The 15,066-nt window shown below is 67.8% G+C and carries 13 protein-coding genes; 4 read left to right on the plus strand and 9 right to left on the minus strand.

Going from position 1 to position 15,066, the window contains the following annotated elements; translation table 11 throughout:
* The first annotated feature begins 13 nt into the window (after positions 1-13).
* Complete coding sequence (locus ACZ6O0_RS18395) at positions 14-1,279, plus strand: MATE family efflux transporter (protein ID WP_465766107.1); 1,266 nt, start codon at positions 14-16, stop codon at positions 1,277-1,279.
* Position 1,280: 1 nt separating this feature from the next.
* Here the strand turns inward: ACZ6O0_RS18395 and ACZ6O0_RS18400 are convergent, their stop codons facing one another.
* Genes ACZ6O0_RS18400 through ACZ6O0_RS18410 form a run of 3 tightly spaced genes read right to left on the minus strand, consistent with a single transcriptional unit; the run spans position 1,281 to position 4,953 of the window.
* Positions 1,281-2,264, minus strand: coding sequence for an ABC transporter permease (locus ACZ6O0_RS18400; RefSeq protein WP_465766108.1), 984 nt, complete (start codon positions 2,262-2,264; stop codon positions 1,281-1,283).
* A gap of 2 nt (positions 2,265-2,266) precedes the next feature.
* Positions 2,267-3,202 (minus strand): carbohydrate ABC transporter permease, encoded by a 936-nt coding sequence (locus tag ACZ6O0_RS18405; RefSeq protein ID WP_465766109.1) that lies wholly within the window; start codon positions 3,200-3,202, stop codon positions 2,267-2,269.
* Positions 3,199-4,953: an extracellular solute-binding protein gene (locus ACZ6O0_RS18410; protein ID WP_465766110.1), complete on the minus strand. Its 1,755-nt coding sequence runs from the start codon at positions 4,951-4,953 to the stop codon at positions 3,199-3,201. The genes ACZ6O0_RS18405 and ACZ6O0_RS18410 overlap by 4 nt, the downstream gene beginning before the upstream one ends.
* A 245-nt stretch (positions 4,954-5,198) precedes the next feature.
* Here ACZ6O0_RS18410 and ACZ6O0_RS18415 point away from each other — a divergent pair, with 245 nt between their 5' ends.
* Positions 5,199-5,678, plus strand: a complete 480-nt coding sequence (locus tag ACZ6O0_RS18415) for an NUDIX hydrolase (RefSeq protein WP_465766111.1) — start codon at positions 5,199-5,201, stop codon at positions 5,676-5,678.
* Between the two features lie 10 nt (positions 5,679-5,688).
* On the opposite strand, the gene polA is transcribed toward ACZ6O0_RS18415, so the two are convergent.
* Complete coding sequence (gene polA, locus ACZ6O0_RS18420) at positions 5,689-8,391, minus strand: DNA polymerase I (protein WP_465766429.1); 2,703 nt, start codon at positions 8,389-8,391, stop codon at positions 5,689-5,691.
* 96 nt (positions 8,392-8,487) lie between these two features.
* On the opposite strand from polA, the gene ACZ6O0_RS18425 reads away from it, so the two are divergent.
* The gene (locus ACZ6O0_RS18425; protein WP_465766430.1) at positions 8,488-8,895 is read left to right on the plus strand and encodes a hotdog fold thioesterase; all 408 of its coding nucleotides are present in this window, start codon (positions 8,488-8,490) and stop codon (positions 8,893-8,895) included.
* Here ACZ6O0_RS18425 and ACZ6O0_RS18430 read toward each other — a convergent pair.
* Entirely contained in the window at positions 8,858-9,493 is a 636-nt protein-coding gene (locus ACZ6O0_RS18430) for a GNAT family N-acetyltransferase (RefSeq protein ID WP_465766112.1), read from the minus strand. The genes ACZ6O0_RS18425 and ACZ6O0_RS18430 overlap by 38 nt on opposite strands.
* A 126-nt stretch (positions 9,494-9,619) precedes the next feature.
* On the opposite strand from ACZ6O0_RS18430, the gene ACZ6O0_RS18435 reads away from it, so the two are divergent.
* Entirely contained in the window at positions 9,620-10,360 is a 741-nt protein-coding gene (locus ACZ6O0_RS18435) for a DUF554 domain-containing protein (RefSeq protein ID WP_465766113.1), read from the plus strand.
* Between the two features lie 39 nt (positions 10,361-10,399).
* Here the strand turns inward: ACZ6O0_RS18435 and ACZ6O0_RS18440 are convergent, their stop codons facing one another.
* The 4 genes from ACZ6O0_RS18440 to ACZ6O0_RS18455 are packed head-to-tail and all read right to left on the minus strand — an operon-like array spanning position 10,400 to position 15,010.
* Positions 10,400-11,116, minus strand: a complete 717-nt coding sequence (locus tag ACZ6O0_RS18440; RefSeq protein ID WP_465766114.1) for an ABC transporter ATP-binding protein — start codon at positions 11,114-11,116, stop codon at positions 10,400-10,402.
* Complete coding sequence (locus ACZ6O0_RS18445; RefSeq protein ID WP_465766115.1) at positions 11,113-11,985, minus strand: ABC transporter ATP-binding protein; 873 nt, start codon at positions 11,983-11,985, stop codon at positions 11,113-11,115. The genes ACZ6O0_RS18440 and ACZ6O0_RS18445 overlap by 4 nt, the downstream gene beginning before the upstream one ends.
* Positions 11,982-13,697: a branched-chain amino acid ABC transporter permease gene (locus ACZ6O0_RS18450; protein ID WP_465766116.1), complete on the minus strand. Its 1,716-nt coding sequence runs from the start codon at positions 13,695-13,697 to the stop codon at positions 11,982-11,984. The genes ACZ6O0_RS18445 and ACZ6O0_RS18450 overlap by 4 nt, the downstream gene beginning before the upstream one ends.
* Positions 13,694-15,010 carry a branched-chain amino acid ABC transporter permease gene (locus tag ACZ6O0_RS18455; RefSeq protein ID WP_465766117.1) on the minus strand — a complete coding sequence of 439 codons (1,317 nt, stop codon included), beginning with the start codon at positions 15,008-15,010 and terminating at the stop codon, positions 13,694-13,696. Before ACZ6O0_RS18455 ends, ACZ6O0_RS18450 begins: the two co-directional genes overlap by 4 nt.
* Positions 15,011-15,066 lie beyond the last annotated feature (56 nt).

Here is a 15,066-nt window from a genome sequence, read left to right on the forward strand (position 1 = left end):
GAGGCAGTAGAGCATGAGTTCTGACACCACTCCGGAGCAAGAGCCCAGGGCACCGCGTCTGGCGTTCCTGCGCAGCGCCACCGTGGTTGCCGTCGGCATGGCCATCATGAACGTCGCCGCCTACGGTTTCACCCTGATTAGCAGTCACCGCCTGATCCCGGAGCAGTTCGGCGCGATCACCGCACTGCTCGGTCTGCTGCTGATCGGCAACGTTGCGTCACTCGGCCTGCAGGCGACGGGCGCTCGCCGGCTCGCCATCCACTCCGGCTCGGGCACCGAAGCCCAGGCCCTGGGCGACGCCATGCTCAAGGCGGGCCGCCGCGGGGCGGTGGGACTCACCGCCGTGTGCCTGGTGGCGACGCCACTGTTCATGTGGCTGCTGCACATCGAGTCCGTAGTCGCAGTTCTGCTGCTCGCGCCCACCCTCGGCTGCCTGACGCTGATGGGTTCGCAGTTGGGTGTCCTGCAAGGGAGCCAGCGCTGGACCGAGCTGGCCGCCGTCTACACCGCGGTCGGGGTCGGCCGGCTGCTGTTCGGTGGCGGTGCGCTGCTCGTCCACCCGTCCCTCGACTGGGCGATGATCGGTCTCGCTCTCGGCGCCGTCGTACCCGCCCTGCTCGGTGGCTTCCTGCTGCGCGGATCGGCCGGTGGGACGGCCGAGCGCGTCAGAGACGTGCTGCGCGAGACGGTGCACGGCACGCACACCCTGCTGGCGTTCTTCGTGATCGCCAACGCAGATGTGCTGTTCGCGCGGGCGCTGCTGGACGGCAGGGACAGCGGGTACTACGCGGCCGGGGTGATCGTGGCCAAGGCGTGCCTGTTCCTGCCGCAGTTCGTCATCGTGATCGTGTTCCCGTCGCTGGCCAGCTCCCCCGGTGACACCGTGCGGCTGCGGCGGGCGATTCAGGCCGTCGCCGGGCTCGGCGTGTGTACGGTCATCGGCACCTTGCTGCTGCCGGATCTGGTGGTGGCGATCATCGGCGGCGAGGAGAAGTACGCGCCACTCGGTCCGTACACCTGGCTGTTCGCGATCTCCGGCTCGGCATACGCCGTACTGCAGCTGGTCGTCTACGCCGCGATCGCGCAGCAGGAGAAGCGGGCCGCCCTGCTCATCTGGGTCGGCTTGCTCGTCCTCGCGGTCTCGGTCGGGATCGTCCTCGGCGCCGGCATCGCCACCGGGCTGACCGGCGTCAAGGTGCTGGTCGCGATGACCAGCACCTGCGCCATCCTGCTGTCGGCCGGCCTGGCGGCGGGACTGCACCGCCAGGCGACCGACTAGCTCACCAGAGGCTGGATCTGGCGAACCTCCGGGCGAAGGTGTTCGCCAGCACCAGCAGCACCAACCCGATCACCGATCTGAACAGACCGATCGCGGTCGCGTAGCTGAACTGCGGCACGGACGACGCCAGGCCGATCTTGTACACATAGGTGTCGATCACCTCGGCGACATCGAGATTCAGGCTGTTCTGCATCAGCAGCACCTTCTCGAACCCGACCGACAGGATCGAGCCGATGTTCAGGATCAGCAGGATCACCGCGACCGGCACGATCGCCGGCAGGTCGATGTGCCACATCCGCCGCAACCGCGACGCCCCGTCCACGATCGCCGCCTCGTGCAGCTCCGGCGGGACACTGGTCAGCGCGGCCAGGTAGATGATCGCGGCGAACCCCATCGTCTGCCACGCCCCGGACCAGACGTAGAGATGCCGGAACATCCCGGAGTCGCCCATCCAGTTGGCCGGCCCGAACCCGAACAGGCCGATGAGCTTGTTCGTCACACCGGTGTTCGGGCTGGTCAGGACGACGAGCAGACCGACCACGACCACCGTGGAGATGAAGTGCGGGGCGTAGGTGATCAGCTGCGACGCCCGGCTGAACCACTTCCTCCGGACCGTGTTCAGGCAGAGCGCCAGGATGATCGGCAACGGGAACGTCGCGACCAGCTCGTAGACGTGCAGGTACACGGTGTTCTTGATCAGCCGCCAGAACTGGTACGACTCCACGAACCGGTCGAAGTACTTCATCCCGACCCAGGGGCTGCCCCAGATCCCGGACACCACGTTGTAGTCCTTGAACGCGATGATCACGCCGTACATCGGCCAGTAGGCGAAGATCGCCAGCCAGAGCAGCGGGAGCGCGAGCATCGCGTACAGCTGCCAGTTCCGGCGCATCCGCAACCCCAGCCCGACCGCGTTCTTCGCCGTCCGCGTGCGTCTGTGGGTGGCGGCGCGGACAGCCGAACGAGTTTCCGTCGAGGTCGTCATGCTCATCCCTTCAGCGAGCCGACCATGGCTCCCTTGACGAAGTGCTTCTGCACGAACGGGTAGATCAGCAGCGGCGGGATCATCGCGATCACGATCAGCGAGTACTTCAGCTGCTGCTGCAGTTCCTGCATCTGCAGCAGCTTGCTGGTGTCCTGCATCTGTGACGGGTCGACCTTGGACTGGATCAGGATCTGCCGGAGCACCACCTGCAGCGGGAACAGGTGCTCGTTGGTCAGGTAGATCAGCGCGTTGAAGAACGAGTTCCACTGCCCGACCGCGTAGAACAGCAGGTTCACCGCGATGATCGGCTTGCTCAGCGGCAGCACGACCCGCCAGAAGAAGCTGAAGTCGCTGCAGCCGTCCACCTTCCCGGCCTCGACCAGCTCCTCCGGGATCGTGACCATGAAGTACGTCCGGGTGATGATCACGTTCCAGACCGCCAGCGCGGTCGGCAGGATGATCGCCCAGCGGGTGTTCAGCAGTCCCAGCTGGTCGACCACCAGGTACGTCGGGATCAGGCCGCCGTTGAACATCATCGTGAACACGAACGCCGCCATGATCAGTCCCTTGCCCGGCAGCCCTTTCCGGGACAGCGGGTACGCCGCGAGCAGCGTGAGGACCGTGGCCACCAGAGCCCCGGCGACCGCGTAGTAGACCGAGTTGCCGAAGCTGCTGACGATCGCCTTGTAGTCGAAGATCGCCTTGTAGGCATCGAGTGTGAAGCCGACCGGCCACAGCCACACCTCGCCGGCGGACACCTTCCGGGTGCTGCTGACCGAGGCGCTGAGGACGTAGACCAGCGGGTAGAGGATCGCCAGGCAGAAGAGACCGAGCGCGGTGTAGATGCAGGCCATCGCGATCTTGTCGCCGCGGGTGTCCTGGATCGACGCGCCGACCGCCAATCGCGTCTCGTCCGGCGGCAGCGTCCCGGCGCTCATCCGTTGTACGTCTCGTAGGCGGCCTGCTGGAGGTCCAGGTACGGCTTCACTCCGATCTTGCTGACCCGGTCCTTGTAGTCGTTCCAGGCGCCGTCGTCGTTCGGGTCGAGCTGCCCGGTGAGGAACTTGGCGAACGACTGGTTCACCTCGCCCTTGAGGTTGGTCTTCAGCTCCGCCTCCTGCGCGGCCTGGTCCTGGTCCAGGGTGACCGGCGGGAACTGCATCTCCTGCGGCTGCTTGAGCGGGAAGAAGCGCTCCTTGGTCTGCTCGTAGAGCGGCTTCTCGAACGTCAGGTCGCCCGGCAGCACCCGCTCACCGAGCCGGAAGTCCTGGGAGCGGTACATCGGGTTGTCCTGGCCCCAGTTGAGGTTCTTCTGCGAGTTCCAGGTCGCGTCGAACCCGTAGATCGCCTGCTTGCCGTTGATCCCCAGCTCACCCTTCTTCGCCCACGCGAACTCCGGGCCGCCGTACCCGCGCAGGATCGCCTCCAGCTCGTACTGCGCGTCGGCCCACTGGACCAGCAGATCCGGCTTGGCGCACTTCTTGGTGATCACCAGGTGCGACACCTCGACCCCGACGGTCAGATAGTCCCAGGCGGCGTACTGGACGCCGTTCGGTCCCTTCAGCGGCGGACAGGCCTCGTACTGGCGCCAGCGGGCGTTCGGGTCCTTCTGGTCGATGTCGAGGAAGTTGCCCCAGTAGTTCGACCGGGCGCCCCCGATCAGCGGTTTGCCCGGCGCGTTGCCGTAGCGCTTCAGCTGGTCCCCGTCGGCGGTGAAGATGTCCCGGCTGATCAGCCCTTCGCGGTACAGGCCGTTCGCGTACTTCAGGCCCTCCCGCCACTCGTCCTTGTCGAACGCGACGTCGACCTTGCCGTCCTTGACCACCAGCCACGGTTCGCCCGGATCGTAGAGGAACGCGTTCATGAAGAACGGGTCGACGGGAGCCTCGTTGTAGCCGGCGAACGGAATGGTCTTGCCGTTACCGGCCAGGTCCGCCTTCTTGAACGCTCGCAGTACCTCGCGGAACTCGTCGGTGGTCTTCGGCATGGCCAGACCGACCTGCTTGATCCAGTCGACGTTCAGCCACGCCCGTCCGTCGATGGCCCGGCAGTGGAAGCAGTCGTTGATCCCCGGGAACGAGTAGATCTTCTTGTCCGGCGCCTGGATCAGCTTGCGGGTCTCCGGGTAGTCCTTCATCGCCTGCTGCAGGTTCAGCGCATAGGCGTCGATGTGCTGGCCGATGTCGGTGAACAGTCCCTGCGCGCCGTACAGAAACAGCTGCGAGCGGGTGAATCCGACGCCCAGGAAGGCGTCCGGGATGTCGCCGGCCGCGATCATCGCGTTGACCTTGGTCATCACGTCGTCGTCGGTGCCGCCGATCTGGCTCCACTCGATGTGGATGCCGGTCTTCTGCTCCAGCCACTTCGTGAACGCGTTGGTCTTCCAGTCACCGATCGTCACGTCCTGCTTGACGACGATCTTGAACGTGACCTTCTCGGTCGTGATCGGCTTCAGCGTGCGGGCCACCGGTCCGACGTACCCCTCCGGGTACTGCACGGTGGCGAGCTTCGGGCCGAGGGTGACGCTGGGCGCGGCCTGGCCGGCTCCCGCGGCCGCACCGCTGGCACTGCTGGGGCCACTGCAGCCGCTCAGCAGACCACCGCCGGCGGTCGCGGCGGTCAGTCCTAACGCCCCCGCGATGAGTGATCGACGGCTGAGTCCCGGCGGACGGGCATCGTCGTTCGGCATGGGTTCCTCCTAGGCGGCTGGGCCGGAACGAGCACGAAATATCCGAGGGAGATATCCGATAGGATCTCGGATCTTGCCCGGCAGAATGACAGACAAAAAGACAGCACGGAAGACCTCGGACGCAACCGACCGAGATCGGCCGCTCACTGTCCGCATCTTGCGTGCAAACGCTTTCCGCTTACTGTCCATCGGACATCTTTCTTGCGGAAAGTAAGTGGCCCGGCCCGCTCGATAGGGTGCGGAGCATGGCGACCCCGAAGTTCATCCTCGAGCTGCGCGAGAAGATCGGGCACGACCTGCTCTGGCTCACCGGCATCACCGGCGTGGTCCTGAACGACCGCGCCGAGGTCCTGCTGGTCCGGCGGGCCGACACCGGCCACTGGAGCCTGGTGGCCGGCATCCTCGAGCCGGGTGAGCAGCCGGCCCTCGGTCTGGCCCGCGAGATCCACGAGGAGACCGCGGTCGAGGTCGCCGTCGAGCGCCTCGTCAGCGTCGAGGCGCTACCGCCGTCCAGCTACCCCAACGGCGACCAGGTCCAGTTCCTCGACCTGTGCTTCCGCTGCCGCCACCTCAGTGGCGAGCCGCGGGTGAACGACGACGAGTCCCTCGAGGTCGCCTGGTTCCCGCTGTCCGGCCTGCCGCCGCTCACGCCGCGGGAACTGACGTCGATCGACAACGCCCTCTCCCCCGGCCCGCTGCCGCTGCTGCCGGGGGTCGGGGGCTGACGCTCACCGGCTAGTGCGCGGCCTCGTGCCAGGTGCGGCCGACGCCGACCGAGACGTCGAGCGGGACGGTCATCTCGACCGCGTGGCCCATGTCGCGGCGGACGAGCTTCTCGAGCGGCTCGCGCTCGCCGGGGGCGATCTCGAAGACGAGCTCGTCGTGGACCTGCAGCAGCATCCGCGACTTCAGGCCGGACTCGCGCAATGACGCGTCGACCTTGAGCATCGCCATCTTGATCACGTCCGCGGCCGAGCCCTGGATCGGGGCGTTCAGCGCCATCCGCTCGGCCATCTCACGCCGCTGCCGGTTGTCGCTGGTCAGGTCCGGCAGGTACCGCCGGCGGCCCAGGATCGTCTCGGTGTAGCCGCTCTTGCCGGCGTCGATGACGATCGAGCGCAGGTAGTCGCGGACGCCGCCGAAGCGCTCGAAGTACTCGTCCATCAACCCCTTCGCCTCGTCCACGCCGATCTTCAGCTGCTGGCTCAGCCCGTACGCCGAGAGGCCGTAGGCGAGGCCGTAGTTCATCGCCTTGATCTTGGCCCGCTGCTCTTGCGTCACCTCGGACGGCTCCACCGAGAACACCCGCGACGCCGTCACCGAGTGGAAGTCCATGCCCGAGTTGAACGCCGAGATCAGCCCCTCGTCCTCGGACACGTGCGCCATGATCCGCATCTCGATCTGGCTGTAGTCGGCCGACATCAGCGACTCGTTGCCCTCGCCGACGATGAACGCCTGCCGGATCCGGCGGCCCTCCTCGGTCCGGATCGGGATGTTCTGCAGGTTCGGGTCGGTCGAGCTGAGCCGCCCGGTCGCCGCGATCGTCTGGTTGAACGTGGTGTGGATCCGGCCGTCCTTCGGGCTGATCGTCTTCAGCAGCCCCTCGACCGTCTGCCGCAGCCGGGTCGCGTCCCGGTGCGCCAGCAGGTACGCCAGGAACGGGTGCTCGGTCTTCTCGAACAGCGCCTGCAGCGAGTCCGCGTCCGTGGTGTACCCGGTCTTGGTCCGCTTGGTCTTCGGCATCTGCAGCTCGTCGAACAGCACGACCTGCAACTGCTTGGGCGAACCGAGGTTGATCTCCTTGCCGATCACGTCGTACGCCGCCGTGGCGGCCTCCCGGACCCCGGTGGCGAACCGCTCCTCCAGCTGCTCCAGATACGGCCGGTCGACCGCGATGCCGTCGCGCTCCATCGCGGCGATCACGTCGATCAGCGGGAGCTCGACGTCCGCGAGCAGCGCCGTCCCCGCCTGCTTCTCGAGCTCCGCGTCGAGGGTGTCGGCCAGGTCCGCGATCGCGCGGGCGCGCAGCATCGTGTGATCCGCGGCCGGGCCGCCCTCGACGTCGTCGAAGCTGAGCTGGCCGTTGTCCACCTCCTCGTTGCGCAGCTCGCGCTTGAGATACCGCACGGTCAGGTCAGCCAGGTCGTACGACCGCTGGTCCGGGCGGGCGAGGTAGGCGCTCAGCTGGGTGTCCGAGCTCAGACCGCCCAGCGTCCAGCCACGCTCCAGGAAGCCGAGCAGCGGGCCCTTCGCGTCGTGCAGCGCCTTCGGCTGCTTCGGGTCGGCGAGCCAGGCCTGCCAGGCCGCGTCGTCGTCCGGCGTCAGTACCGTCGGGTCGAACCAGGCTGCCGCGCCGGAGGTGTTCGCCAGCGCCAGGCCGGTGATCTCGCCGGTGCCACGGCCCCAGCTGCCCTGCACCGCAACGCCGACGCGCTCACCGGTGCTCACGTGCTCCTTGAGCCATGCGGCGACCTCACCGGGCTTCAGCTGCACACCCTGCAGCTCGAACCCGTGGTCGACGGTCGCGTCGACCTCCTCGTGCTCAGCGACCAGCCGCTCGCGCAGGACCCGGAACTCCAGGCTGTCGAACAGCGTGTGCACCTTGTCCCGGTCCCACGGCGTCCGGACCAGGTCGTCCACCACGACGTCCAGCGTCAGGTCGCGGACCAGCTCGTTGATCTGCCGGTTGCGGATCACGTCGGCGAGGTGCTCACGCAGCGACTCGCCGGCCTTGCCCTTGATCTCGTTCACCCGGTCGAGCACGTCGTTCAGCGAGCCGAACTGGTTCAGCCACTTGGCCGCCGTCTTCGGCCCGACCCCGGGCACGCCCGGCAGGTTGTCGCTCTGCTCCCCCACCAGCGCGGCGAGATCCGGATACAGCCGCGGCGGTACGCCGTACTTCTCCTCGACCGCGGCCGGGTCCATCCGGGCGATCTCGGACACGCCGCGCTTCGGGTACAGCACCGTGACGTCGTCGCTGACCAGCTGGAACGCGTCCCGGTCACCGCTGCTGATCAGCACCTCGAAGCCCTGCTCGGACGCCTGCGTGGCGAGCGTGGCGATGACGTCGTCGGCCTCCCAGCCGTCGATCTCGGTGGTCGGGATCCGGAGTGCCTCCAGCACCTCCTTGACCAGCGAGACCTGCCCCTTGAACTCGTCCGGCGACTTCGACCGGCCGGCCTTGTACTCCGCGTACTGCTCGGAGCGGAAGGTCTTGCGGGACACGTCGAACGCGACGCAGACGTGCGTCGGCTGCTCGTCGCGGAGCATGTTGATCAGCATCGAGGTGAACCCGTACACCGCGTTGGTGTGCTGCCCGGTGGTGGTGGAGAAGTTCTCCACCGGGAGCGCGTAGAACGCCCGGTACGCCAGTGAGTGCCCGTCCAGCAGCAGGATCCGCGGCCGGCCGGCGCCCGCCTGCGGGGCGTCCTTGGTCATCGTCGAGGTGTTGGTTTCTGCAGCCACGTACCGACTCTAGTGGTTCTCACCGACACTTCTGACACACCCGCGTAGTGTGCCCCTGTGACTGATCAAATGGACCTCGGCCCGGGTATGGGCATGGAGGGCACTCTGCTGCAGCTGATGGGAATCGTTGTCAGCGAGGCCTCCCCGGACAGGGTCGTCGCGACGATGCCGGTCAAGGGCAACACCCAGCCGTACGGTCTCCTCCACGGCGGCGCGTCCTGCGTCCTGGCGGAGAGCCTGGGCTCGATCGGCTCGGCCCTGCACGCGGCGAGCTACGACAAGGTGGCCGTCGGCGTGGACATCAACGCCACCCACCACCGCGCGGTCCGCGAGGGCACCGTGACCGGGGTCGCCACCCCGATCTACCTCGGGCGTACGACGACGTCGTACGAGGTCGTCGTCACCGACGACCGGGGCAAGCGGGTCTGCACCGCGCGGATCACGTGCCAGCTGATTCAGGCTCCGCCGGGTAGCTGACGTCGATCGGCGGCCCGGCGGGCGGCAGCGGGCGGCCGAGCTGCGCGCGCCGCGCGGCCACGGACCGTCGCGACGAGAGCAGGGCGAGCAGGTTCGGCGCGTGCTCGGCGGCGAGCCGGCGACGCACCGTGTGCGTGGTCGCGAACCGCAGGACGCCGGCCTGCCCGAGACCCAACCGCGCAAGGAACCTGTTCGCCTCGCGGGCGATCGCGGGCGCGACCACCGCGAGGTGTGCGCAGCTCTCGTGCTCGGCCCAGGCGACCGCCTCGGCGATCAGGGCCTTGCCCAGGCCGTGCCGGCGGGCGGCGTCGCTGACGTGCAGATACTCCATCGTCACCGTCAGGTCGTCGTGCAGCGGGCTGATCGCGGCCCGGCGCAGGTAGGCCATGCCGTGCACCTCGCCGTCCAGCTCACCGACCAGCAGCCGGCCGAACGGGTCGTCCACATGCTTGCTGACGGCAACCTCGACGGCCGCCGGGGACGGCGTCGCGGGCAACCGGGACGGATGCGCACCCGCGGCGGCCAGCTCACGCCACAACGCGACCAAGGCGTCGGCATCACCCGGCCGGGCGTCCCTCACCTCGATGGCTGCTGCCACAGCGACCTCCTGGTCTGGTCCACCCCCGAGGTGAACGGAGACGGCGGATACGCTCGTCCTCGCGCAACAGTAGGCCCTCGGGGGTCACTTGCAAAGCTGCGCGGCCCGGGCTGATCGGAGACAGATTTGTTCATCGGAATCGGCACCGTCGTGAACGTCGCGGCAGTGCTCGTCGGCTCGGTACTCGGCGTACTCATCGGCCACCGGCTGAGTCACCGGACCCGCGATCTGGTCACCGATGCGATCGGTCTGGTCACGCTGCTGATCGCGATCTCGGGCGCGCTCGCCGTCGGCGATCAGGGGCTCGCGGACGCGGTCGGCGACAGCGCTCCGGTGCTGATCGTGCTCGGCGCGATGCTGATCGGCGGGATCATCGGCTCGCTGCTGCGGATCGAGCAGCGGCTGGAGGGGTTCGGCGCCTGGATGCAGCACCGGTTCGACCGGGGTGAAGGCGAGAGCACGTTCGTCGAGGGTTTCGTGTCGGCGTCGATGGTGTTCTGTGTCGGGCCGCTGACGTTCCTCGGCGCGTTGTCCGACGGGCTCGGCCGGGGCGCGGATCAGCTGTACCTGAAGGCCGTTCTGGACGGTTTCACCTCCATCGCCTTCGCCGCGTCGTTCGGCTGGGGCGTGGCCGCGTCCGCGCTGGTCGTGCTGATCGTCCAGGGCTCGGTGACCGCGATCGGCGCGGTGCTGGGCGACGTACTCCCGGACGCACATGTGACCGCGCTGGGGGCTACCGGTGGGGTGATGCTGATCGGGGTCGCGCTGCGGCTGCTCAAGCTCAAGCAGGTCGCGGTCGCCGATCTGCTGCCGGCGCTGATCGTCGCTCCCCTGCTCGTGCAGCTGCTGGTGGTCATCCGCAGCTGAGCCCCCTGGTGAGACACCAGGGGGCCCGGAGCAACGGTCTCAGTCCTCGCCGAGGTAGGCCTTGCGGACCTCGTCGTTGACCAGCAGGTCGCGGCCGGAGCCGGACAGCACGATCTTGCCGACCTCCAGCACGTAGCCGAAGTCGGCCCGCTTCAGCGCCGCCTGCGCGTTCTGCTCCACCAGCAGGATCGTGGTGCCCTGCTGCTGCAACTCGGTCACCGTCGACATGATCCGTTGCATCATGATCGGCGACAGACCCATCGACGGCTCGTCGAGCATCATCAGCTTCGGCCGGCTCATCATCGCCCGGCCCATCGCCAGCATCTGCTGCTCACCACCGGAGAACGTCCCGGCCGGCTGCTTGCGCCGCTCCCCCAGGATCGGGAACAGGTCGTACGCGCTGTCCAGGTCCTTGCGCACGCCCGCCGGGTCCCGGCGCGCGAACGCACCGAGCATCAGGTTCTCCTCGACCGACAGCCGCGGGAAGATCCGCCGCCCCTCGGGCGAGTGGGCCAGACCGCGCGCGACGATGTCGTGCGCGGCCACGTTGTCGATCCGCTCGCCCTGGAACCAGATCTCGCCCGACGAGGGCCGGAGCAGCCCGGAGATCGTCCGCAGGGTGGTGGTCTTGCCGGCGCCGTTGGTGCCGATCAGCGACACCACCTGCCCCTGCTCCACCGTGAAGCTGATCTTCTTCACCGCAACGATCTTGCCGTAGGCAACTTCCAGGTCGCGGATCTCGAGCATCGCCGTCATGGCGTCTCCTCCTCGTCGGCGGTGGCCACCTGGTCCCGCACGCGCTCGACCTCTTCCTCGTCCTCCTCCTCGCCGGTGCCGATGTAGGCCTCGATCACCCGCGGGTCGGACTGCACCTCCGACGGCGTGCCCTCGATCAGGGTCTCGCCGCGGACCAGGCACAGCACCCGGTCACAGAGGCCGAAGATGAATCGCATGTCGTGCTCGATCACGACCACCGACAGGCCCGAGTCCCGGATCTTGAAGATCAGGTCACTGGCCTGCCGCGTCTCCAGCGGGTTCATACCGGCCGTCGGCTCGTCCAGGAGGATGAGCTTCGGGTCGGTGGCCAGCGCCCGGGCGATCTCGAGCCGGCGCTGGTCGCCGTACGGCATGTTCCGGGCCAGGTGCTCGGTGGACTTGCCGAGCCCGACGAAGTCGAGCAGCTCCTGGGCCCGCTCCCGGCTGGCCCGCTCCTCGCGACGGTACTTCGGTCCGCGCAGGACCGAGGTCAGCGCGCCCGAGCTGGTCCGGCAGTACCGCCCGACCATCACGTTCTCGAGCGCGCTCATGTTGGCGAACAGCCGGATGTTCTGGAACGTCCGGGCCATCCCGGCCCGGACCACGGCCCGGGGCTTGGGCGGCAACGGCGAACCGGAGAACCGGACCTCGCCGCTGGTCGGCTTGTAGAGCCCGGTGAGGCAGTTGAAGAACGTCGTCTTGCCGGCCCCGTTCGGGCCGATCAGGCCGACGATCTCGCCTTCGCGCACGGTCAGGTTGACGTCGTTGACCGCCAGCAGACCACCGAACCGCATGGTCACGCCGGACGCCTCCAGCACCGGCGCTCCGGCCTGCGTGGACGCCGTACCCGCCGTATCGGTGACGGTCATTTCGCCTCCTCGACTTCCAGCAGCTCGGTTTCGACCGCTTCGGCGAGTTCCTCGTCCTCTTCGTGGAACTCCAGCAGCCGGCGCCGGTTCGGGATCAGACCCTCGGGGCGGAACCGCATCATCAGCACCAGCAGCAGGCCGAACAGCAGCAGCCGGTACTCCGAGAAGAACCGCAGCTTCTCCGGCAGCAGCTTCAGGATCGTTGCACCCAGCAACACACCGGCGATGGTGCCCATACCGCCGAGCACGATCGCGGCCAGCAGGAACGCCGACTCCAGGAAGATGTACTGGTCCGGACTGACCGCGCCGTCCTGGTGGGCCTTGATGGTGCCCGCCAGACCGGCCAGGAAGGCGCCGATCGCGAACGCGAGCAGCTTCAGCCCGAACACGTTCACGCCCATCGCCTCGGCCGCCTTCTCGTCCTCCCGGATCGCGATCCAGCCGCGGCCGATCCGGCTGTCGTTCAGCCGGGTGAAGACCAGGATCACGAAGCCGGTCAGGATCAGCAGCAGGAAGTAGTAGTTCGAGAACCGGCCGAGCTCGATCCCGGCGACGGTGTGCTCGTCACCGAAGTTGAAGCCACCGATCTGCAGGTCCGGGATGCCGGGGATGCCGTTCGGGCCGTTGGTCAGGTTCGGTCCGTTGTTGCCGTCCAGGTTGAACATCGAGAACCGGAAGATCTCACCGAAGCCCAGCGTCACGATGGCCAGGTAGTCACCCGAGACCCGCAGCGTCGGCGAACCGATGATCAGGCCCAGCGTCGCCGCCACGCCCGCGCCGAGCAGCATCACGACCAGGAACGGCGGGTGCCACCCGATGGTCGAGAACGCCGAGGTCGACAGCGTCGCGGCCACGTAGGCGCCCGCGCCGAGGAACGCGATGTACCCCAGGTCCAGCAGGCCGGCGAGACCGACCACGATGTTCAGGCCCATCGCGGTCGCGGCGAACACCAGCACCTGGCCGGCGATCGACATGTTCGCGTCCGACCCGCCCTGGGTGAACGGGAACAGGAACGCGACCACGAACGCCGACAGCGTGAGGACCCTGCGGTTGCGCTGCCCGGCGTGGCCGATCCACGTCATCGCACCGATGCGGAAGAACGCGGTCACCAGCACGGCGACGAACACCAGGCTCAGGATGAACGACCAGGCGTCCTCCAGCCCGAGCGCGTACGCCGCCACCCACAGGATCGACCCCATCAGCACGGCGATGGCCAGGATCTCGAACCAGGCCGGCATCTTGGCCGCGCTCATGTCCCGCAGCTGCCGCAACGGCAGCATGAACCCGCTGACCAGGATCAGCGCGGCGCCGGCCAGGCTGACGTACGCCCCCGGGTTCACGTTGATCAGTCCGTCGGAATCGAGCGTGATCGCGAGGATGACCAGCACCATGTACAGCGTCAGGCCGATGCCCAGCATGCGCAGGCCCATCGTCGCGTCCAGCCACGAGCCCAGCTTCTTCAGCGGACCCTTCTCGGCCAGCAGCAGGACCAGCGCGATCAGCGCGACGATGATCGCGAGGATCTGCAGACCGCCCGGGTACCCGTTGATCGACAGGTCGCCCAGGATCGTGCTGTCGTAGCTCCAGGACAGGAACGAGCCGACGATCACCAGCAGCACACCGGCCAGGCCGAGCGGCCAGGCGATCGGCTTCGGTGACGGCTCGGCCGCTGCCTCCGGACCCGCCGGAGAGGTCGTCTTGATGTCAGTCATGCCCGGTCCACCACCCTCGCGCCGAGCAGGCCCTGCGGCCTGAACACCAGAACCAGAATCAGAATGACGAAGGCCCAGACGTCCTTCCAGGTACTACCGCCGAACTGGCCCGGGATGTACTGCGTCGCCATCGCCTCGACGACACCGAGCACCAGGCCACCCACGACGGCGCCGTACACGTTGCCGATACCACCGAGAACGGCGGCGGTGAACGCCTTCAGACCGGCCAGGAAGCCCATCCGGAAGTCGATGTTGTTGTTCTGCAGGCCCTGCGAGACACCCGCGATGGCCGCGAGGACCGCGCCCAGCGCGAACGCGACCACGATGATCCGGTCCACGTTGATACCCATCAGCCGGGCGGTGTCCGGGTCCTGCGACACGGCCTGCATGCCGCGGCCGAGCCGGGTCCGGTTGATGAAGAACCACAGCAGCACGGAGCACACGACCAGCGCGGCGACGGTGAAGATCGCGGACCGCTGGATCGTCACGCCACCGACGTCGATGGCCGTTCCGGTCACCACGTCGATCTGCGGGAACGGGATCCGCGCCTTGGCGCTCGGCCACGTGACTTCGCTGATCAGCTTCTCGTACACGATCCAGAACAGCTCCGCGGACACGGCCGCCACGGCCGCCGCTTCCACGATCGTCACGAGCTTGGACTCGGTCCGCGCGTTGCTCCGGGCGGCGAGGCCGCACAGCCAGCCGACCCCGGTACCGATGAGGGTGCCCAGGACCACGACGCCCAGCGCCAGCACCACGGTCACGTCCGGCTCGACCAGCCGGATCACGACCCACACGGCGACGCCGGCGACGGCGGCGCCGAGCAGCGGAGCCCGGTCGTACCACTTCGTCAGGTGATGGTCGAGGTCGGTCTTCGACAGCCGCGCGGCGACGAAGTAGCCGAAGACGATCGCCAGGAAGGAGAAGATCACCAGGGTCCACTCGGGCTGCTCGTAGAACAACCGGACGAACTCCTGCAGGAACACGGAGATACCGATCGCCGTGATCAGCGGTGCCAGGCGTGGCGCGTTCCGCAGGGGACGGTACGCGACACGTTCCATCGCCACAGCCGTGCCGACCGACGCGATGATCGCGCCGATGATCATGATCGGCAGGACCCACACAGTGGTGTCGCCGTTGAAGAACAACAGGTACGTCGTCAGTGCGCCGAACGCACCGATCATGAAGACCTCGCCATGGGCGAAGTTGATCAGCTGCACGATGCCGTAGACGACGGTGTAACCGACCGCGATCAGGGCGTACAGCGACCCGAGGGTCAGCCCGTTCACGAGCTGCTGGAAGAACTGGTCCACGTCGACCTCCCATCTGCCTCAGTTATGACACACCACGGGGGTGGGAGGATCGCTCC

This window comes from Kribbella sp. NPDC048837 (assembly GCF_055586945.1).

Excerpts from the sequence above, each read along its gene's own strand:
- ACZ6O0_RS18405 (WP_465766109.1), bottom strand. The coding sequence starts at position 3,202 with ATGAGCGCCGGGACGCTGCCGCCGGACGAGACGCGATTGGCGGTCGGC.
- polA (WP_465766429.1), bottom strand. The coding sequence starts at position 8,391 with ATGACCAAGGACGCCCCGCAGGCGGGCGCCGGCCGGCCGCGGATCCTG.
- ACZ6O0_RS18410 (WP_465766110.1), bottom strand. The coding sequence starts at position 4,953 with ATGCCGAACGACGATGCCCGTCCGCCGGGACTCAGCCGTCGATCACTC.
- ACZ6O0_RS18395 (WP_465766107.1), top strand. The coding sequence starts at position 14 with ATGAGTTCTGACACCACTCCGGAGCAAGAGCCCAGGGCACCGCGTCTG.
- ACZ6O0_RS18425 (WP_465766430.1), top strand. The coding sequence starts at position 8,488 with ATGGACCTCGGCCCGGGTATGGGCATGGAGGGCACTCTGCTGCAGCTG.
- ACZ6O0_RS18450 (WP_465766116.1), bottom strand. The coding sequence starts at position 13,697 with ATGACTGACATCAAGACGACCTCTCCGGCGGGTCCGGAGGCAGCGGCC.
- ACZ6O0_RS18445 (WP_465766115.1), bottom strand. The coding sequence starts at position 11,985 with ATGACCGTCACCGATACGGCGGGTACGGCGTCCACGCAGGCCGGAGCG.
- ACZ6O0_RS18440 (WP_465766114.1), bottom strand. The coding sequence starts at position 11,116 with ATGACGGCGATGCTCGAGATCCGCGACCTGGAAGTTGCCTACGGCAAG.
- ACZ6O0_RS18415 (WP_465766111.1), top strand. The coding sequence starts at position 5,199 with ATGGCGACCCCGAAGTTCATCCTCGAGCTGCGCGAGAAGATCGGGCAC.
- ACZ6O0_RS18400 (WP_465766108.1), bottom strand. The coding sequence starts at position 2,264 with ATGACGACCTCGACGGAAACTCGTTCGGCTGTCCGCGCCGCCACCCAC.